The sequence below is a fragment of the Erwinia phyllosphaerae genome (assembly GCF_019132875.1).
GTDB lineage: Bacteria > Pseudomonadota > Gammaproteobacteria > Enterobacterales > Enterobacteriaceae > Erwinia > Erwinia phyllosphaerae.
In genome coordinates this window covers 642,942-662,530 of record NZ_JAHSPF010000001.1, presented here as the reverse complement: position 1 = coordinate 662,530, position 19,589 = coordinate 642,942, and the positions used below count along the sequence as shown (strand labels likewise).

Below are 19,589 nucleotides of genomic sequence, written 5' to 3'. Positions count from 1 at the left end.
AAGCGCTAATGCGGCCGGACGGGAAAAAGATGAACATAAAGTGGCAGGATCTTCACCATAGCGAACTCAACGCTGCGCAGCTGTATCAAATTCTGGCGCTGCGCAATGCAGTATTTATCGTTGAGCAGAATTGCCCTTATCAGGATATCGACGGCCAGGATCTTACTGGCGAAAATCGGCATTTGTTGGCCATGCTGGATAATCAGCTGGTGGGCTATGCTCGCATCCTGGCGCCCGGACAGGCCAACTCAGTGGTAAAAGTGGGCAGGGTAATCGTCTCCGGCGAGGCGAGGGGATTGAGCCTCGGCAGTCGATTAATGGAGCAGGCTATCGACTGCTGTGAACATTACTGGCCACAGCACACCATTTTCCTCTCTGCCCAGGCCCATTTGCAAAAATTTTATGGCCGCTTCGGCTTTAGGGCGGTCAGCGAAATTTACCTGGAGGATGCTATCCCCCATATCGACATGACGAAGCCAGGCAGGACAGAGCACAGCTAAGCCAAAATATCCCGATCATAACGTGGTCATTAACTCTTCGGACGGGCTGGCGTCGTCCGCTTTTCAGGGGAAAGATTATCGCCGTTAGAGCGAATGACCTCTTTATACCAATAGAAAGATTTTTTCCGCATGCGTGCCAGCGAACCTTTTCCCTTATCATCCAGATCGACATAAATCAGGCCGTAGCGTTTTTTCATCTCTCCAGTGCCTGCCGAGATGAGATCTATGCAGCCCCACAACGTATAACCTAACAGATCAACCCCATCTTCAGTTACGGCCAGCTTCATCTGATAAAGATGCTCTTCCAGATAACGAATACGGTGGTCGTCGTTGATAGTGCCGTCGTTTTCTGGCCTGTCGTCAGTGCCAAGCCCGTTTTCAACAATAAACAGGGGCAGCTGATAACGATCGTTAAAATAGTTCAGGGCGTAACGAAGTCCCACAGCATCTATCTGCCAGCCCCAGTCAGAGCTGGCAATATAAGGATTTCTGACCAGGCTGCCAGGTTCGTCATAATCCATATCAGGGTTATCAGCAGCAAACCGGGTGGCGAAAGACATGTAATAACTCAGGCCGATATAATCAACGCAGTTATGTTGCAGAATCGATTTATCTTCCAGGGTGATATCAAGCTTAAATTTTTTTCGTTCGAAGTAATTCAGCATGTACTGAGGATAGCGTCCGCGAACATGAACATCAGTAAACCAGTATCGCTGGTGCATGGCCTTCACTGACATCATCATATCTTCAGGCATGCAGGTTAAAGGGTAAATCGGGCACATAGCAATCATGCAGCCCACCTGAAGATCAGGATTTATTTTATGGGCAATTGCAACCGTGAGCGCGCTGGCTACCAGTTCATAGTGGGCCGCCTGCAGCATAATCTCTTCCCGGTTATCGTGCTCCTGATAAATAATCCCCGAATTGCTGAACGGCATTAAATCATGGTGGTAATTAACCTGGTTATTGATTTCATTAAAGGTCATCCAGTATTTAACTTTATGTTTATAACGTTTAAGCACGACCTCCGCGTAACGGATAAAAAAAACGATCATCTTACGGTTGCGCCATCCACCATAATGAACGACAAGGTGCCACGGCATTTCAAAATGAGAGAGCGTTACGACAGGTTTAATATTATATTTCAGACACTCATCAAAAAGGTTGTCATAGAACTGGAGCCCGGCTTCATTTGGTTCAGATTCATCGCCCTGCGGGAAAATCCGACTCCAGGCAATGGAGGTACGGAAACACTTAAAACCCATTCCGGCACAGAGTCTTATGTCCTCTTTATAGCGGTAATAAAAGTCAATGGCGTTATGGCTGGGATAATATTCATCTGGCAGCACGCCATTGGTAATCCTTCGTGGAACCTGATGTGAGCCAGCAGTAACGACGTCAGCAATACTTATGCCTTTTCCGTCCTCCTGCCAGCCGCCTTCAATTTGATTAGCCGCAACGGCACCTCCCCATAAAAAATCGGCGCGTAGTCCTGACATAATTACTCCTTAACTATATTTGATTATCCGACTTTTTTACCACCACAGCTCTGCCTGAACCCCGGCAAGAAATTCATTATTGCTGTCATCATTGAACCTGAACTCAGAAATTTCATTTTTTAATATATTCAGGTATGTGCCATAGAAGCGAATTTCCGGACGAGATGCCAGCAGGCTGGGGCCAACTTTAAACGCATGATAGAGCGTGGTTTTTAATGCGGACTCTTTAAATTGCTGGCCCTGACTATTTTTATTAACTTGTCGAAACCAGCCCAGTTCAATACCGCTTTGGTTCCAGCTATCCCAAATCCATGCGGGACGAATGACCGTTCTTAAGCTACTGAAATCGCTGTGTGCACCCGTATGGTAGCTATAGATATCATGGCCCCGGGAGAACACCATAGCGTTCGCCATAATGATTCGATTGGAAAAATACATTTCCCCCTGGTTAATCAATCGCCATGCCATACCTCCAGAATGGTCACCGTAATAACGGTTGCCCTTGCTCATGGACGTGCTGGCACCAGACAAGCCAGAAAAACTACCGGCATAAGAGTTATTAGCAATTTGCAGGGCGGACTCGTTAAAAGCGTCTTTGTCCATTTGTTGATGAAGGTAGACGGTCGCCAGCCAGGTATCTTTAAATTTAAAGAACTCGTTATGAGCTTCGCCGCTTTTTTGGCTTCGGGTCTTATTGCTGAAGGCATATTTCCCCGTCAGAGATAAGGTTGCCCTGTCCCACACAGGAATATTGCGGTAGCGTAAATCGACAGAGTTAGTGTTCATTTCTGTCGTACGGGAAAAATCACGTGAGGAGACATCAACATCGTTGCGGTTCAGGGACACATCCAGCAGCCCCGGACCGGTTGCCCAATTCTCAATGCCGATGGCGACCGCCTGATCGGTTGACAGAGGCTTCCAGTCCAGCATTTGTATTTCATAATCAGGCAAAGCGTGACGGCCTACCCAAAAATCGGCCTGCGGCGCGAAAGGCAGGAAGCCGGCAGTAGTGAGATACATATCGCTGAACTGCATGATATTGTCACCTTGACCACCAAACCATGCATCGTTATATCTTTCACCCACATTGCCATCAAAAGTCACAATGGCGCTGGCTGTTTTATTGCCGCTGTTATAAACCCTCTGTTTGAACGTCAGGTCATACCAGCCCGAAAGCTCATTGCCAAAGCGCCCCAGTGCGCCGACAGCATAAGTTTCAGGAGCGCCGCGATTGGAGGTTGCCCAGCCGGTGCGGAAATAACCTTCATAGCTGAACCCAATATCGTCTTTAACAAATTTGCTGATATCTTTGAGTGTGATAGTGCTGGCAAGATGACTACTGCCTTTTATTTTTGGGTCGGTAACGGGTTGTGGCGATGCAGTATTATTCTGCAATAGTGATAATTTATGTTGCGAAATTGCCAGTTCCTTCTGTGTTTTGCTAAGTTCCCGTTTATTGGCTGACAACTCTTTCTCGAGTATTTCAAGCCGCTGTTCAATCGTCAGACCGGCTGACAGAACCTCAGCTGATGATAAGCCGAAAAGCAGGCAGCAGATTAAATAACGTTTTCCCTGTTTCATTCCTTTGTGGCTCCCTGAATTAGTCTGTTTATTTCCGTATAGCGAAATGGCCTCAGGCCAGGATCTGTTTATGCAATAATACGAGCTCTTTAGCGAGGTCCTGACAAAGCATCGCCGTCATCAGATGATCCTGAGCGTGGACCAGGATCAGGTTGATCGTAATTTTGCCACTGCCTTCATCCTGGCTTATTAACATGGTCTGGATCTTGTGCGCTTCACGGCTGGCGCTATCCGAACTTGCCATCAGCTGTTCCGCTTCGGCCCAGTTTTTCCGACGGGAAGCGGCTATCGCTGCCATCGCATCGGAACGTGCCTGCCCGGCGTGGACCAGCAGTTCCATTACGCTATTTTCATCTGCAAACATGGCTGTTACTCCCGAAATGAATGTTATTCACCTGTTGCTACAGAGCCGGTATTTACTTTGTTTGAGGCAATGACAAAGGGTAGATAGATTAAAGTGGCGACGATGAGACATAAGAAGCCGACCAGCAGCGCCAGCCAGTTACCGCCCGTACCGAAAAATGCGATTAGCGGGCCCGGCGTTGTCCAGGGGACGGCGTAAGCAACAGGCGGAATAATTTGCATGCTGATAAAGAAATAACCAATTAGCGTATTGACTAAAGGAACCAGTATTAACGGGATCGCAAGAAGCGGATTTAAAACCACGGGCAGACCAAAAAGCACGGGTTCATTGATGTTAAACAGGCCGGGTACCAGGGCCATTTTGGCCATATCGCGATACTCTTTACGCCGTGACGCGATAAAGATAGCCAGCAGTAAACCAAGCGTCATACCTGAGCCGCCACAGTTAGCAAAAGCATCGTTGATGCTAACCCAGGTGACGGGGTAGGGTGCCCCCCAGGTTGTACCGTGTGAGGCTGCCCACGACAGGTTCTCCATATTTGCTTCGGTAAAAATAGTCTCCCGAATCGTGGCTAAGGTATTGGGACCGTGAATACCAATACTCCATAGAAAATTAGTGATAACCCCCAGGACAGCAACCGTGAAGATATTGGTACCCATATCCTTTAGCGGAGCCTGGATCAGCGTATAGATCAGTTCGTTTAATCCGCCCGGTGATACCTTAGTCAGGAGGTAATCGATCGTTGAAAATAAAATCATTACGCAAAATATCGGCAGTAAGACTTTAAAAGAACGAGCAACGGCAGGGGGAACAGAAGCCGGCATAGAAAGGATGACTCTCGGATTTCGGGCTAGCCGACAGAAAATCTCACTGGAAATTAACGCAACGATGATAGCGACGAAAAGCCCCTGCGGCCCCAGATATTTCGTTGTCAGGTACGCCTGTTTATCAATGATGACGTAAGGTGTATAGATAACGAAAAAAGCCCCAAGAGATGTTAAGCCGCACAGTAGGTCGTCCTGCTTATAGCCGATTGCCAGATTTCTGGCCACCAGAAAAGCAATCAGTAACGCCATAATATTGACGGAACCATTCAGCACGGGTGAAAAAACCTGCTGCGCCTCGTCAAGATGCGGGAATAACACATTCAGAAAGAACATTTTTGCAATAAAACCATCCGGGGAGAGGATGGCAAAATTAATCAGCACAATCAGCGAGCTGGCCATAATAATCGGAAAGATTAAAATAAAGGCATCGCGGATAGACGCAATATGTATCTGCGAGTTCAATTTAATCGCCAGCGGGACAAGTAGCTTTTCCATACCTGTTTCAAGGCCTTTCATGAGTTCCATTCGTTTCATGATGTCTCCTTACGCTTTGCCAGAGTAACCGGGACGGGTTATTTAACCGCAAGTAACTCCAGCGCTCTCATTAATACGGCCTGGCCATCCATCCTGCCGTAACTGACCATGTCAATGACTTCCACAGGGATATTTCCTTGCGCTGCGGCCTCAATTTCCTCTTTCTGGAAACGAACCTGAGGCCCCAGCAAGACGACGTCGATCTGCTGCTGGCTAATTTTTTCTTTGGCTTCCGTTACTGACAGCGCGCTAATATTTATCTCAATATTTTTTAATGCAGCACTGTCTTTCATTCGGCTAACCAACATGCTGGTAGACATGCCGGCGGCGCATACCAGTAGTATATTTTCCATGTAAGCAGGCTCCTGACTATATGCACAATTTCATCCGCTAATCTCTGGCAATCAATCAAATGTTACTGTTAGGTTGTTCACAGAAAAGAAACCCTTTGATGTTTACTATCCGTTGTGGAATTGAACCAGTTAAGCCGTATGTAAGGAATAATTATTATTTTTCATGGAATTATGAAGAGGTTTAAAATGGTTTATCTGAAGGTTTATCACCAGTTAAAAAATGGCATAAACACGGGGTTTTATCGGCAGGGAGAAAGTTTTCCTGCAGAAGTAGATCTTGCCAGGCAGTTTGATGTTTCAAGAAATACGCTCAGAAAGGCATTAAAAATGTTGCAGAACGGTGGCTTCCTGAGATGCAGGCAGGGTGCTGGAAACTTTGTTTCCTGTAAAAGTGCTAACGCCGATTTTTTGCAAAATTCGCAAGGGTTCTCGGAAATTATCCAGAGCGATAAAACCACTGCGAAAAGTCACGTTTTAAAGTTTGAAATTCAGCTTGCCTCACCGGTGATAGCCAACGCGCTGGCTATTAAATTTAAAGAACAGGTTTACTTTATTTCAAGGGTTCGCTTTATCAATGACTCACCCGCTGAACTGGAAAATAGCTGGATTTCGGCTGAAAAGTTCCCCGATCTCACGCTTAAGTATATAAAAGGCTCACTTTATGACTATTTTGAAGATAAGTGTCGCTTGCATATTTCCGGTACGTACTTACATTACTCGCCGTTATTACCTTCTCGAGAAATAGCCGCGTTGCTAAAAATTGATAAAGAAATGCCGGTTATTAAGGTGCAGAGCCAGTCGGTTGATATGTGGAACGTGCCTTTTCTTTTTTCAGAGAACTATACTAATTTCCTGGAATATCCACTTAAAATTTTTGTTTCACGGAAAAGAACGAATTATTCTGCGCCAACATAAAATTTTATCGCAGTAGGGGGAATACACCCTGCTCGCTTACCGCTCACAGGGTGCAGAAGACGCCTTTACTAAGATGGCGGTTAACCCGCGGTCATCTGGCGGTCGTCCACATATTTGCGCTTATCCGGCGCTGGCGGGAAATATTGATACAGCCAGGTTTCGGTCAGCGTCTCATCTTTCGTACGCAGGAACAGACGCAGATTGACCGGTTCGACAGAATCGCTGTTCGGATACCAGTCAAACAGAATGCGATAGCCGTCAATTGGCTCAACGTAAAGGATTTCTACCTGCTTAAAGGTTCCTGAGGTCACGGTAATCACCGGCTCAATGCCTTTTGGCGCGGCCGCTTTCAGATCGCCGCCGACAAAATCTACCGCAAAACGGCGTGCCCAGACGTCCGGATAGTGTTCGCCAGGCGCCCAGCCTTCCGGGAAGCCGCCCATGCCGGTACGGGTTGCCCTGACGCGGGCCAGATCGCTGTGAACCGGCGGCAGGCCGCTCCAGTAAAGCTTATAGCTAAAGCTGTGCTCGCTACCGGCTTTAATGTTTTCTGTTGGCCGCCAGAAGCAAACGATGTTGTCCAGCGTTTCACCCGTGGTAGGGATCTCCATCAGGTTAACCGCGCCTTTGCCCCATTTGCCGACAGGCTCTACCCACAGGCTCGGACGCTTGTTGTACCAGCCAATCACGTCCTGGTAATCCTGGAAATCGTGATCCAGCTGCAGCATGCCGAAACCGCGTGGATTTTCATCCTGATAGGCGTTAAAGGTCAGGCGCTGCGGATTATTCAGCGGACGACAGATCCATTCACCGCTGCCCGTCCACATCGCCAGGCGATCGGAGTCGTGAATCTGCGGATGAATAGTGTCGCACATACGGCGTTCGTTAGTGCCGCAGCTGAACATCGTGGTCATCGGCGCGATGCCTAACTGAGCGATGTCTTTGCGGGCATAGAGATGATTTTCCACTTCCATCACCACGCGTTTTTCTTCGCAATGAATCACGAATTTAAAAGCGCCGGTGCAGCTTTCGCCATCCAGCAGCGTATAGACGGTAAAGGTCGTGTCGTCCGCTTTTGGCGTTTCAAACCAGAAGGCGGTGAAGTCAGGGAACTCTTCTTTACTGCCGAAGGTGTTGATCGCCACGCCGCGAGCGGAAAGACCGTACTGGTAGGTATCGTCAACCGCGCGGAAATAACTGGCACCTAAGAAAGAAACGATGTCCCGGCTGGCCAGCTCCGGCTTTTTAAACGCGCGGAAACCGGCAAAGCCCAAATCGGTTTTACCTTCAAGCTGTTTAGTATCTACTTTGGCATTGTTGTAGTTAAACAGCTCGGGACGGAAGTGGATTTCGCGCGCCTGGCGGTCGGCATCCACCGAAAACATGCGCAGGCGGCGTTTGAAGCCCATGCCAACGTGAAAAAACTGTACGTCCAGTTCACGGTCGGGAATGGCGTTCCAGAGTGAATGATTCGCGTCGTACTGAATTTCGTTATACGCCTGCGGCGTCAGGGTCGCTAACGTCTCGGGAAGGGGAGCAGGCGCGCCGCCGTAGGGTTTTTTCGCCAGGGAAGCGGCCAGGTTTTTCAACACGTCGTAATCAAAGCGCTTCGCCGTGCCGTCGGCAATATCGGTGTCGGCCCAGGCGGCCTGAGCAAACAACGTTGATAAACCGGACATCCCGCTTACCGTAGCGAAAGCCATTGACGCTTTCATAAACATTCTTCGATTCATGCCAGAGTCATATCCTTTGCTTAACGGAATTGATAAAGCTTGTGGTCTGGGTTGCCCTTATGGACAGCCTTGTTTTACCTGAATTGTGAGCGGGTCACAGGGTGTTACGACAGCGTGTGGCGTCAGAAATTCAGTCAGGCAAAATTTAGCAGATAAATCTGAAGAAAGCAGGCGAATCCGGCGCACCGCGACAGCGTTAAGCGAGGCAAAAAAAGTGCTGTGGCAACATCATTATCAGCCAATTCCTGGCTAACAGAACAAGCAGAGCGGCAAAAAGTGTCTACAGTTAAAGGTATTATTCGCACAAGGAGACGTTATGGCTACGAAAATTGAACCACAAGAACTCGACACTCGCCTGGATGATGATTTGGCTCTGCTGACCGAAACGCTGGAAGAAGTGCTGAAATCTTCAGGCGACCCGGCTGACGAAAAATATGCCGAGCTGAAAGCGAAAGCCGAGAAATCGCTGAAGGACGTGAAGTCACGCGTGAGTAATGCTTCTGATAATTACTATCATCGTGCCAAACAGGTTGCCAGCCGTGCCGACGAATATGTACACGAAAAACCGTGGCAGGGAATTGGCGTAGGCGCGACGCTGGGTCTGGTGGTTGGTCTGCTGCTGGCACGCCGTTAAGGTCTTGTCCGCTAAGAAAGGGCGTCCTTCGGGGCGCCCTTTCTGTTTCTGCCACAGGTTACAAAACTGGAAATAACACGTTAATCCTGCCCTAAATCAACATTGCCCGTTCAGGCCGCTTTTATACTGCCCGCTGCTTGTTTGATCTGGAGTGGGCGATGTCGCACAGTATCTTTAACCGCCGCTGGGCTGCCGTAATTCTGGAAGCGATAACCCGTCATGGCGTGCAGCATATCTGTATCGCGCCGGGTTCCCGCTCCGCGCCGCTGACGCTGGAAGCGGCCGCCAGCCGGCTTTCCTGCCATACCCATTTTGATGAGCGCGGTCTTGGCTATCTGGCGCTGGGGCTGGCAAAAGCGTCTCGCCAGCCGGTCGCCATTCTGGTTACTTCCGGCACCGCCGTCGCTAACCTCTATCCGGCCATTATCGAAGCCAGCCTGACCGGCGAACGGCTGATTATTTTAAGCGCCGACCGCCCGCCAGAGCTGATTGGCTGCGGCGCTAACCAGGCTATCGTGCAGCCAGGCCTCTTTGCTTCCCATGTCAGTGGCGCATTAAATCTTCCTCGCCCCTCAGCGGATATCTCCGCGCGCTGGCTGGTTTCGGCTATTGACGCGCTGCTGCAACAGCATCCAGCTGGTGCCATACACATTAACTGTCCGTTCGCAGAACCTTTATACGGGGAGGAATCCCTGGCTTTTAAAGCGTGGCACGACGAGCTGGGAAACTGGTGGCATGAGGATACGCCATGGCTGATGATGAGCGCCGCTACGCCTACGCCGTTTACCAGCAGCTGGCCACGCTGGCGGCAAAAGCGCGGGCTGGTAGTCGCCGGAAAACTCTCTGCGGAAGAGGGCGTGGCGCTAGCGAAATGGGCGGCGGAGCTGGGCTGGCCGCTCTTATCGGATATCCAGTCACACACCGGCACGCCTTTGCCCTGCGCCGAAGTCTGGCTGCGGGAAGCCCATGCGCAAAAGGCGCTGGCCAGCGCGCAAATCATCATTCAGTTTGGCGCACGGCTAACCGGAAAGCGGCTGGCTGGGTGGCTGGCAGCGTCGCAGCCCGAAGCTTACTGGCTGATCGATCCATTACCGGGCCATCTGGATCCAGCGCATCGTCGCAGCCAGCGGATGGTGGCTGAGACTGGCGCCTGGCTTGCGGCACATCCGGCCATCGCTCAGCCGGAATGGTCGCCTTCGTTGCAGGCGCTGGCCGAGGAAACACACCGGTCGCTGGCCTGCCGTCTGCAAGAGTTTGGCGAAGCACAGCTTGCCCTGCGCTTACCGGAACTGTTACCGGAAAACGGTACGCTGTTTCTCGGCAACAGCCTGACCGTCAGGCTCGTCAATGCTTTTGCCTGTTTACCGGCAGGCTATGCGGTTTATGCCAATCGCGGTGCCAGCGGCATTGACGGCCTGATTGCCACTGCTGCTGGCGTACAGCGCGGCAACGGTAAACCATTACTGGCAATAGTTGGTGACCTTTCGGCGCTTTATGATTTGAACAGCCTGGCTCTGCTACAGATGCCGCTGGTGCTGATTGTGGTGAATAACAGCGGCGGCCAGATTTTCTCGATGCTGCCGACGCCCGCAGCGGAGCGGGAAAAGTTTTTCACTATGCCGCCTCGGGTCAGTTTTGCCGCCGCCGCCATGGCGTTCGGTCTTGACTATCAACAGCCGCAGGACTGGAGTGAGCTAAAGGCAGCAGTCGCGGCAGGCTGGCAACGTGATACGGCCACGCTAATTGAACTGAAAGTAGCGGGCGAGAGCGGCGCACAATGGCTGGCCGAGGCCGGGAAATGATCCTGCACGCGCGCTGGCAGGGCGCCCACGACAGCCGCAGGCCGGTGCTGGTCTGGCTGCATGGTTTTCTGGGAAATAGCGAAGAGTGGCGGCCGGTGCAGCGTTTTTTTCGCGACTGGCCGCAGTTAAGCATCGATTTACCGGGACACGGCGGTTCCAGCGCGCAGCCAGTCAGCGGATTCGATCGGCTTTCCCAACGGCTTAACGCCACGTTACAAAGCCATCGCGTTAAGCGCTACTGGCTAATCGGCTATTCGCTGGGCGGTCGGATTGCCAGCTATCACGCCTGCCGTCATGCGGATTCGTCGCTGGCTGGCGTGATTGTCGAGGGCGCGCATCCGGGGCTGGCATCGGACGAGGCTAAAGCGGCCAGGTTAGCTTCGGATCGTGAATGGGCGCGGCTTTTTTGCCAGCAGCCCCTGCCTAAAACGCTGGCGCAGTGGTATCGCCAGCCGCTGTTCGCCGGGCTTAGCGAGCAGCAGCGCCAGCAGATGATTGCGCTGCGAGCCAACAACAACCCGCAAGCGCTGGCCGCCATGCTGTTAACAATGTCGCTTGCCGGGCAGCCCAATCTGTTGCCAGAGATCCGCCAGCTGAATCATTTCCACTATCTGTGCGGCGAGCATGACGATAAATTTCGGCAGCTTGCCGTGCAGGCTTCGTTACCTCTCACCCTCGTCCCGGCCGCTGGCCACAATGCCCATCACGCTAATCCGCAGGCTTTCGCGCAGCTTCTGGCGTGCAGGCTGGAAATACAGAAGGAAAAATAATGATCTATCCCGAGCTGGAAGAGCTGTATGCGCCCGCAGAATGGCAGGCCTGCGGCGACTACACCGATATTTACTACCATAAATCGCCGGACGGCATGGCCAGAATCACCATTAACCGGCCCGAGGTGCGCAATGCTTTTCGTCCGCAAACCGTCAAAGAGATGCTGCACGCGCTAAGCGATGCGCGCCATGATGAGCAAATCGGCGTCATTATTCTTACCGGCGCGGGCGATAAGGCCTTTTGTGCAGGCGGCGACCAAAAAATCCGGGGGGATTACGGCGGCTATCGTGATGACGCTGGCGTGCACCATCTCAACGTCCTGGATTTTCAGCGCCAGATCCGCACCTGTCCCAAACCGGTGGTGGCGATGGTCGCTGGCTATGCGGTCGGCGGCGGTCACGTTTTGCATCTGCTTTGTGATTTAACCATTGCGGCGGACAACGCGCAGTTTGGCCAGACCGGACCGAAGGTGGGCTCTTTTGACGGCGGCTGGGGCGCGGCCTATATGGCGCGGATTGTCGGCCAGAAAAAAGCGCGTGAAATCTGGTTTTTGTGCCGTATGTACAGTGCGCAGCAGGCGCTGGAAATGGGGCTGGTGAATACGGTCGTGCCGCTGGCGGAGCTGGAAAAAGAGACGGTGCGCTGGTGTCGGGAAATGTTGCAAAACAGCCCGATGGCGCTGCGCTGCCTGAAAGCGGCGCTCAATGCCGACTGCGACGGCCAGGCAGGTTTACAGGAGCTGGCCGGTAACGCCACCATGCTGTTCTATATGACGGAAGAGGGGCAGGAAGGGCGCAACGCCTTTAACCAGAAGCGCCCGCCGGATTTCAGCCAGTTTAAGCGGAATCCATAATGCGCCAGGCGACGCTCTTTAATTACAACATACTATTAGAAGCGGGAACGGTGCTGCGCGATCGGCGTATCAAGTCGCGGCAGGGATTGCTGGTCAGGCTAAAAGAAAACGGCCGGGAAGGCTGGGGCGAGATCGCGCCGCTACCGGGTTTTAGCAGGGAAACCTTGCCGGAAGTGCAGAGCGAAGCAGCTCGCTGGCTGCAAAACTGGCAGGCCGATCCTGCCACGCAGACTCTGCCCACGCTGCCTTCCGTTGCTTTTGGCCTGAGCTGTGCGCTGGCGGAACTGGCAGATGTGCTGCCAGCGGAAGGCAATTTTAATAGCGCGACGCTGTGTACCGGCGATCCTGATGAACTCCTGCAACAGCTCGGCCGGCAAGAAAAGCCGACAGCAAAAATGAAGGTTGGCCTGTATGAAGCCGCTCGCGATGGCATGCTGGTCACGCTGCTGCTGGAAGCCGTGCCGGAGCTGACGCTGCGGCTGGATGCTAACCGCCAGTGGAGCCTGGCAAAGGCCCGGCAGTTCGCCAGTTTTGTACCTGAGCATCTTCGCTCGCGCATCGCCTTTATCGAAGAGCCTTGCCGGACGCAGCAGGAATCAAGGCTCTTTATCCAGGAAACGGCTATGGCGCTTGCGTGGGATGAAAGCACGCGGGAAGTCGATTTTCAGCCCATGGCCGAGCCGCACTTACGCGCTATCGTCATTAAGCCGATGCTGCTTGGCAGCCTGACGAAAGTCGGGCTGCTGGTTAGCCAGGCAAAAAAGGCGGGGCTAACCGTGGTTATCAGCTCTTCGCTGGAATCGAGCCTTGGTCTGACCCAGCTTGCGCGTCTGGCGAACTGGTTAACGCCAGGCGTCGTGCCGGGTCTGGATACGCTGTCGCTCATGCAGCAGCAGCTGGTGCGTGCCTGGCCCGGTTCAACTTTGCCGCTGGTAGCGGCGGATAATCTGGATAGCGTATGGCCGCACTGAACATCTGGCCGTGGCAGCGTTTTGCAGGTAAGCAACCCGCACTGAAAATCGGCGACAGGGCTTATAGCTGGGCGCAGCTTGCGCAGCAGATTGACGAGCTGGCGACGGGATTCCGCTTTCAGGGGGTACAAACGGGCTGCGGCGTGATGCTAAGGGCGCGTAATAGCGAGCTGGCGCTGTTGGCTTACCTTGCGCTACTACGCTGCGGCGCACGTTTATTGCCGCTTAATCCACAACTTCCTCTCTGCCAGCTGACGACTCTGCTGCCCGGGCTCAATATCGACTTTGCGCTGACGCTGGAGGGGGAAGCGCCCGCGACCGTTCCGGCGCTAAAAATGATGCCCAAAACCGGCCTGTTGCAGCACGCTTTTCAGGAAAGCGAGATTGCCACGTTAACGCTCACGTCCGGCTCGACGGCGTTGCCGAAAGCGGCCGCGCACAGCTTCAGCGCGCATCTTGCCAGCGCTCGCGGCGTCGTCACCTCGCTCAGGTTTACCGCTGACGACAGCTGGCTTCTGTCGCTGCCGCTGTACCATGTTTCCGGACAGGGCATCGTCTGGCGCTGGCTTTATAGCGGCGGCACGCTGGTGCTGACGGATGAAAAGCCGCTGCTGGCGGCGCTGGCTGACTGTACCTTCGCTTCGCTGGTGCCTACGCAGCTCTGGCGTTTGTTGCAGCAACCAGCACTGCCGCGAAATTTACGTAGCGTGCTGTTGGGCGGCGCGGCTATTCCCGAAACCTTAACCGCACAGGCAGAAGAGAAGGGCATTGCCTGCTGGTGTGGATACGGTATGACCGAAACGGCTTCGACCGTGGCGGCCAAAAGAGCGGATGGCCAGCCAGGCGTTGGGCGACCGCTTCCCGGCAATCAGATTCGGCTGGTAGGGGGCGAAATAGCGCTACGGTCGCAGGCACTGGCCTGCGGCTACTGGCAAAACGGTGATTTACTGTCGTTAACGGACAGCGAAGGCTGGTTTTACACTCGCGACGGCGGCGCGTGGTCAGAGGGAAATCTGCTGATTAAGGGCCGGCTTGATAACCTGTTTTTTTCGGCAGGGGAAGGGATCCAGCCAGAACAGATAGAAGCCGTTTTGTTACAACATCCTGCCGTAGAGCAAGTTTTTATCGTGCCGCAGCATGATGAAGAGTACGGGCAGCGGCCGGTGGCGCTGGTGGCGTTAAAGGGCGCAACGATGGGGCAGCTGCAAGGCTGGGCTACTACGCGGCTGGCGGGTTTTCAGCGTCCGGTGCGCTGGCTTAGCCTGCCGGAAACGGATAACGGCGGCATTAAACTTTCACGCCGCTGGCTGGCCGAATGGGTAACGCAGCAGCCGGTGGAAAAATAATGCCGGAGTCTTCTCCGGCATATTTGCTACATTTCTAACGCGTTTCCTTCAGCGCTTTCTCCACGCCTGCACCATAGGCCGGATGTACCTGATAAAAAAGGGCGATCTGGCGCTGCTGAATAAACTCAGGGATCTGGCGCAGCTCACCAGCGATACGCTGAAACATGCGCTGGTGTTCTTCTTCACTCAGCAGGTTAAACAACGCGCGCGGCTGGGTGAAATAGTCATCATCCTCACGGTGGTTCCAGTGGTCGGCGGCGCCTTCCAGCGACAGCGGCGGCTCGCTAAAGTCCGGCTGTTCCTGAAAGACGTTAAAGCTGTTTGGCTCATAGGTGGCACCGTTGCCGCTGTTGCCGTCCACGCGCATCGCGCCGTCGCGATGATAGTTATGGAACGGGCATTTTGGCGCATTAACCGGAATCTGGTGATGGTTAACGCCCAGGCGATAGCGATGCGCATCACCGTAAGAGAACAGGCGGCCTTGCAGCATCCGGTCGGGAGAAAAGCCAATGCCGGGCACCACGTTAGCCGGGCTCATCGCGACCTGCTCCACTTCCGCAAAGTAGTTATCCGGATTGCGGTTGAGTTCAAACTCACCTACTTCAATCAGCGGATAATCCGCATGCGGCCAGACTTTGGTCAGGTCGAACGGGTTGTAAGGCGTTTCTGATGCTTGCGCTTCCGGCATAATTTGCACAAAGAATTTCCAGCGCGGAAAGTTACCCTGTTCGATAGAGTCAAACAAATCGCGCTGTGAGCTTTCGCGGTCGCGGCCAATCAGCTGCGCGGCTTCATCGTCCATCAGGTTCTGAATACCCTGTTCGCTACGCATATGGAACTTAACCCAAAAACGTTCCTGATTAGCGTTGATAAAGCTGTAGGTGTGGCTACCAAAGCCGTGGATATGGCGATAGGACGCAGGCAGGCCGCGATCGCTGAAATCGATAGTCAGCTGATGCAGCGACTCTGGAAGCTGTGAAAAAAAGTCCCATTTATAGGTCGGATTACGCAGGTTGGTACGCGGATCGCGCTTAACCACGTGATTGAGATCGGGGAACTTCAGCGGATCGCGCAGATAAAACACCGGCGTATTGTTGCCGACCAGATCCCAGTTGCCTTCTTCCGTGTAAAACTTCAGCGAAAAGCCGCGGATATCGCGCTCGGCATCCGCGCCGCCGCGCTCGCCGGCAACGGTGGAAAAACGCATAAACAGGTCAGTTTTTTTACCGACTTCGGCAAAAATTTTCGCGCGGCTGAAGCGGGTAATATCCTGGGTAACGGTAAACGTCCCGTAAGCGCCAGAGCCTTTGGCATGCATGCGGCGCTCCGGAATGACCTCACGGTCAAAGTGCGCCAGCTTCTCCAGAAACCAGACATCCTGTAACAGCATCGGGCCACGGCGTCCGGCCGTCATCACATTGTTATTGTGGGCGACGGGCGCGCCCGCTGCGGTAGTAAGTCCTTTTTTGCTCATAGTGGGATCTCTTCTTATCGACGGGTTTATCTTTTAAATTCTTTTATTCAATCGGCATCGCCTATAAATCCATTGTGCCCGCTCGCGCTTCGCTGCGGCAATCTGGCGTTAACTATCGCTGCCATTTGCCGGGCTGATAGCGGAATGCGATTGTAATTGTCGCTATTGCTTCATACAGTTAACTAAACCTGAACAATCTGGAGAAACACATGAGAGTGGAAATGCTTTCCACCGGCGATGAAGTGCTGCATGGACAAATCGTGGACACCAATGCGGCATGGCTTGCCGAACGGCTGTTTCAGGAAGGTCTGCCGATGACCAGTCGCCAGACCGTGGGCGACAGCATGCAGGAGCTGGTCAACGTGCTTGTTGAACGCAGTAAGGTTGCCGATGTGCTGATTGTTAACGGTGGCCTGGGGCCGACCAGCGACGATTTAAGCGCGGCGGCGGCGGCCAAAGCAGCAGGCGTTGGGCTGGTTATGCAGGAAGAGTGGCTGGCGAAAATGGAGGCTTTCTTTGCCGGACGCGGCCGTAAAATGGCCGACAGCAACCGCAAACAGGCAGAGATTCCGGCGGGCGCAGAGATGATCGACAATCCCATCGGCACGGCGTGCGGCTTTGCTATGGAACTTAACCGCTGCTGGATCTTCTTTACGCCAGGCGTGCCTTCTGAATACAAAATGATGGTTGAGCAGCAAATTCTGCCGCGAATGAAGGCTCGCTTCCCGGTTTCCGATCCGCCGGTTTGCCTGCGGCTAACCACTTTTGGCCGGGGCGAAAGCGATCTGGCTTCTGAAATTGAACCTTTACTGCTGCCGGAAGGCGTGGTGATGGGCTATCGCGCCTCTATGCCGATTATTGAGTTAAAGCTAAATGGCCCCGCGTCAAAGCTGTCTGAGATGAAGCAGTTTTGGCAGCAGGTACGCGATATCGCTGGCGAAAGTATTATTTTTGAAGGAACGGAAACGTTGCCTGCGCAGCTGGCGCGTCGTCTGAACGAGCAGCGTTACCAACTGGCCGTTAGCGAACAGTTTACCGCCGGACTGGTGCAGTGGCAGCTGGCTTCTGTTGCCGCGCCGCTGGCGGCAGGGAACGTACTGCCGACGCAGAGTGAAAGCCTGGCTGAACTGGCGCAGCGCGCGCAGCAGCTGGCCTCAGGCAGTGACGCCACGCTGGCGCTGGTGGTGGGCGGCGAACAGGATAACCAGCTGGGCTTTGCTCTGCATACGCCGCAAGGCAGCTGGGGTCAGAAGGTGAGGTTCAACAACAGCCGTCACGGTCTGAAAGCGCGTCAGGATGTGGTTGCGATGATGGCGTTAAATATGCTCAGGCGCTGGCTCGACGGGCTGGATGTTGGCAGCGGTCACGGCTGGATTGACGTGGTGGATACGCTGGAAATAAAACCGGAAAGCTAAAGCCTGACTTTCTGTAATACCATAACGTCGCTTTAAGATGTTTTCAGGAAAAGGCTGAATGTTTATATATCGACAATCAGCCTTTATAACAAACCGCGCTTTTTTACTAAATGACTTTGCCAGCCTCAGGCAGAAATATCCTGGACAAAAATATATTCCCCTGCAAAAGTTAGCCAATATTTTATTGGTGCGCATTTCTCTATTTAACAGAATGATTTTGATTTATTCATAACGTCTCTCAGGAAACGTGCTTTCCTGTAAAAAAAGTTGTTTTTATATTTTTGTTGTGTCACATTTTTAGCGGCTTAAAAACGAGCGATCGTTTTTAGTGCGCTTATTTATTTCAAGCTTAATAGCAAAAGGAATTTGTCTTGGCTGATAATTTTACAACAGATATTTCTGTTAAACATGAATATACCAATTATATTACCTGGTCTGGAGAAACAAAAGGCGACCACATCCTGACTTTTACGCCAAAAAATGCGGAAGAGGTGGTCAAGGTTGTTAACTGGGCAAAAGAAAACGCGTATTGCGTCAGGCCTGTAGGCGGAAGCTTTAACTGGTCGCAGCTTATTATCGAAAATGGGGAAAACAACAGCAAAGTCCTGCTCCTGGACTTAAAGAAAAACTTTACCTCTGTTTCGATTGAAAAGCGCGGTGACTACGGCATCGTGACGGCCCAGCCCGGCATCACGATGTTAAACCTGATGACTAAACTGGAGAAGCAGAAGCTGGGCTTTTACGCCGTGCCCGGTATGGGGAAAATGACGCTGGGCGGTATTTGTGCTATTGGAGGACACGGAACCTGTCTTCCGGCTAAAGGCGAAACGCTGCAACAGGGCGGCACCTATGGTTCCGTCTGCAACAGCATTCTGGCCTTGACGGCCGTAGTGTGGAACGATGAGAAGAAAAGCTACGAGCTCAAAACCTTCACGCGCAAAGATAAAGAGATTTCAGCTTTCCTGGTTCATGTTGGCCGGGCGTTAATTACAGAGGTTACCTTGCAGGTTCCTCGCAACCGCCGCCTGCGCTGCCAGAGCTTTATGAATTTAACGCCGGAGGTGTTATTTGCTAACAGCGACACCAGCCCCAACAGATATATCGATTTTCTGGATAAAAGCGGCAGGGCGGAAGTTATCTTGTTTCCTTTCGTCGACAAAGCCTGGCTTAAGGTCTGGACGGTAACGGACTCTTATCCCACTACCGCAAAGCCCGTGCATCAACCTTTTAATTATCCTTTCTGCGATAAAATCCCTTCCCAGGTTTCAGATTTTGTTAAAAGCATATTTAGCAATCATCAGGAAGTTACGCCCGCGCTCTGCCAGAAGCTTAACGAAATTGTGCAGGTTGGCCTGGGGGCGTCCATTTCCGGCGATCTGTGGGGATGGAGCAAAGATCTCCTGCTGTATGTAAAACCCAGCACGCTGCGGATAACGGCCAATGGCTATGCCATCGTGACCAAAAGAGAGAATATACAGAAAGTCCTTAACGAGTTTTACAGTAAATATAAAGAGATGCTCACCAGCTATCAGAATGCCAATTCGTTCCCGATTAATTGTCCGATTGAGATCCGCGTGACCGGATTAGATAACGCGGAAGAGACCGGTATAGCCAACGCCGCGACGGCTTCCTTATCCGCGAACCGTCCTGACAGCCTTCATCCTGAATGGGATGTGGCAATCTGGCTTGATGTCCTGACAATGCCAGGCACGCCGGATGCCAATAAGTTTATGAAGGAGCTGGAGGCGTGGCTCTTCGAACACTATACCGGCGACTATGCGGTCAGGGTCGAATGGAGCAAAGGCTGGGGTTACAGCGAAACCAGCGCCTGGGGAAATGACGATTTTATCAAAACAAACATTCCTGCCAGCTTGCCGGATGATGAGTATGGCTGGCGCTACGCCTTAAAAACGCTCAGCAAATATGATCCTCACCATCTGTTCTCGTCACCTCTTATCAAAAAGATATTTCAAGAAAAATAACTACGGATGCGGTTTAACCTGAATATAAGGAGATT

At 52.4% G+C, this 19,589-nt stretch carries 17 protein-coding genes; 10 read left to right on the top strand and 7 right to left on the bottom strand.

Annotated elements, in window-relative coordinates; translation table 11 throughout:
- Positions 1–29: 29 nt before the first annotated feature.
- A complete protein-coding gene (locus tag KUE00_RS02780) occupies positions 30–500 on the top strand; it encodes a GNAT family N-acetyltransferase (protein ID WP_246757956.1) in 471 nt (156 codons plus the stop codon).
- A gap of 29 nt (positions 501–529) precedes the next feature.
- Here the strand turns inward: KUE00_RS02780 and KUE00_RS02775 are convergent, their stop codons facing one another.
- From KUE00_RS02775 to KUE00_RS02755, 5 genes are read right to left on the bottom strand one after another with little or no spacing between them, the layout of a single operon-like run.
- Positions 530–1,999 carry a 6-phospho-beta-glucosidase gene (locus KUE00_RS02775; RefSeq protein WP_246757955.1) on the bottom strand — a complete coding sequence of 490 codons (1,470 nt, stop codon included), beginning with the start codon at positions 1,997–1,999 and terminating at the stop codon, positions 530–532.
- A gap of 36 nt (positions 2,000–2,035) precedes the next feature.
- Positions 2,036–3,580 (bottom strand): carbohydrate porin, encoded by a 1,545-nt coding sequence (locus KUE00_RS02770; protein ID WP_246757954.1) that lies wholly within the window; start codon positions 3,578–3,580, stop codon positions 2,036–2,038.
- Positions 3,581–3,632: 52 nt separating this feature from the next.
- Positions 3,633–3,944, bottom strand: a complete 312-nt coding sequence (locus tag KUE00_RS02765) for a PTS lactose/cellobiose transporter subunit IIA (RefSeq protein ID WP_246757953.1) — start codon at positions 3,942–3,944, stop codon at positions 3,633–3,635.
- A 23-nt stretch (positions 3,945–3,967) separates the two neighbouring features.
- Positions 3,968–5,296 (bottom strand): PTS sugar transporter subunit IIC, encoded by a 1,329-nt coding sequence (locus KUE00_RS02760; protein WP_246758080.1) that lies wholly within the window; start codon positions 5,294–5,296, stop codon positions 3,968–3,970.
- Positions 5,297–5,343: 47 nt separating this feature from the next.
- Entirely contained in the window at positions 5,344–5,658 is a 315-nt protein-coding gene (locus KUE00_RS02755) for a PTS sugar transporter subunit IIB (RefSeq protein ID WP_246757952.1), read from the bottom strand.
- Between the two features lie 171 nt (positions 5,659–5,829).
- Here KUE00_RS02755 and KUE00_RS02750 point away from each other — a divergent pair, with 171 nt between their 5' ends.
- Positions 5,830–6,573: a GntR family transcriptional regulator gene (locus KUE00_RS02750; RefSeq protein ID WP_246757951.1), complete on the top strand. Its 744-nt coding sequence runs from the start codon at positions 5,830–5,832 to the stop codon at positions 6,571–6,573.
- A gap of 80 nt (positions 6,574–6,653) precedes the next feature.
- Here the strand turns inward: KUE00_RS02750 and KUE00_RS02745 are convergent, their stop codons facing one another.
- Entirely contained in the window at positions 6,654–8,306 is a 1,653-nt protein-coding gene (locus KUE00_RS02745) for a glucan biosynthesis protein D (protein WP_246757950.1), read from the bottom strand.
- 316 nt (positions 8,307–8,622) lie between these two features.
- Here KUE00_RS02745 and elaB point away from each other — a divergent pair, with 316 nt between their 5' ends.
- From elaB to menE, 6 genes are all read left to right on the top strand, one after another.
- On the top strand, positions 8,623–8,940 hold the full coding sequence (elaB, locus tag KUE00_RS02740) for a stress response protein ElaB (RefSeq protein WP_246757949.1): 318 nt from the start codon (positions 8,623–8,625) through the stop codon (positions 8,938–8,940).
- A gap of 158 nt (positions 8,941–9,098) precedes the next feature.
- Positions 9,099–10,742 carry a 2-succinyl-5-enolpyruvyl-6-hydroxy-3-cyclohexene-1-carboxylic-acid synthase gene (gene menD, locus KUE00_RS02735; protein ID WP_246757948.1) on the top strand — a complete coding sequence of 548 codons (1,644 nt, stop codon included), beginning with the start codon at positions 9,099–9,101 and terminating at the stop codon, positions 10,740–10,742.
- Positions 10,739–11,512, top strand: coding sequence for a 2-succinyl-6-hydroxy-2,4-cyclohexadiene-1-carboxylate synthase (gene menH, locus KUE00_RS02730; protein ID WP_246758079.1), 774 nt, complete (start codon positions 10,739–10,741; stop codon positions 11,510–11,512). The genes menD and menH overlap by 4 nt, the downstream gene beginning before the upstream one ends.
- Positions 11,512–12,366, top strand: a complete 855-nt coding sequence (menB, locus tag KUE00_RS02725; RefSeq protein ID WP_246757947.1) for a 1,4-dihydroxy-2-naphthoyl-CoA synthase — start codon at positions 11,512–11,514, stop codon at positions 12,364–12,366. Before menH ends, menB begins: the two co-directional genes overlap by 1 nt.
- Entirely contained in the window at positions 12,366–13,337 is a 972-nt protein-coding gene (menC, locus tag KUE00_RS02720; RefSeq protein WP_246757946.1) for an o-succinylbenzoate synthase, read from the top strand. Before menB ends, menC begins: the two co-directional genes overlap by 1 nt.
- On the top strand, positions 13,325–14,683 hold the full coding sequence (gene menE / locus KUE00_RS02715; protein ID WP_246757945.1) for an o-succinylbenzoate--CoA ligase: 1,359 nt from the start codon (positions 13,325–13,327) through the stop codon (positions 14,681–14,683). Before menC ends, menE begins: the two co-directional genes overlap by 13 nt.
- Before the next feature lie 34 nt (positions 14,684–14,717).
- On the opposite strand, the gene KUE00_RS02710 is transcribed toward menE, so the two are convergent.
- On the bottom strand, positions 14,718–16,157 hold the full coding sequence (locus KUE00_RS02710) for a catalase (RefSeq protein WP_246757944.1): 1,440 nt from the start codon (positions 16,155–16,157) through the stop codon (positions 14,718–14,720).
- A 209-nt stretch (positions 16,158–16,366) separates the two neighbouring features.
- Between KUE00_RS02710 and KUE00_RS02705 the strand changes: the two genes are divergently transcribed.
- Both KUE00_RS02705 and KUE00_RS02700 read left to right on the top strand, forming a co-directional pair.
- Complete coding sequence (locus tag KUE00_RS02705; RefSeq protein ID WP_246757943.1) at positions 16,367–17,572, top strand: nicotinamide mononucleotide deamidase-related protein YfaY; 1,206 nt, start codon at positions 16,367–16,369, stop codon at positions 17,570–17,572.
- A gap of 371 nt (positions 17,573–17,943) precedes the next feature.
- The gene (locus KUE00_RS02700) at positions 17,944–19,554 is read left to right on the top strand and encodes a cholesterol oxidase substrate-binding domain-containing protein (protein WP_246757942.1); all 1,611 of its coding nucleotides are present in this window, start codon (positions 17,944–17,946) and stop codon (positions 19,552–19,554) included.
- Positions 19,555–19,589 lie beyond the last annotated feature (35 nt).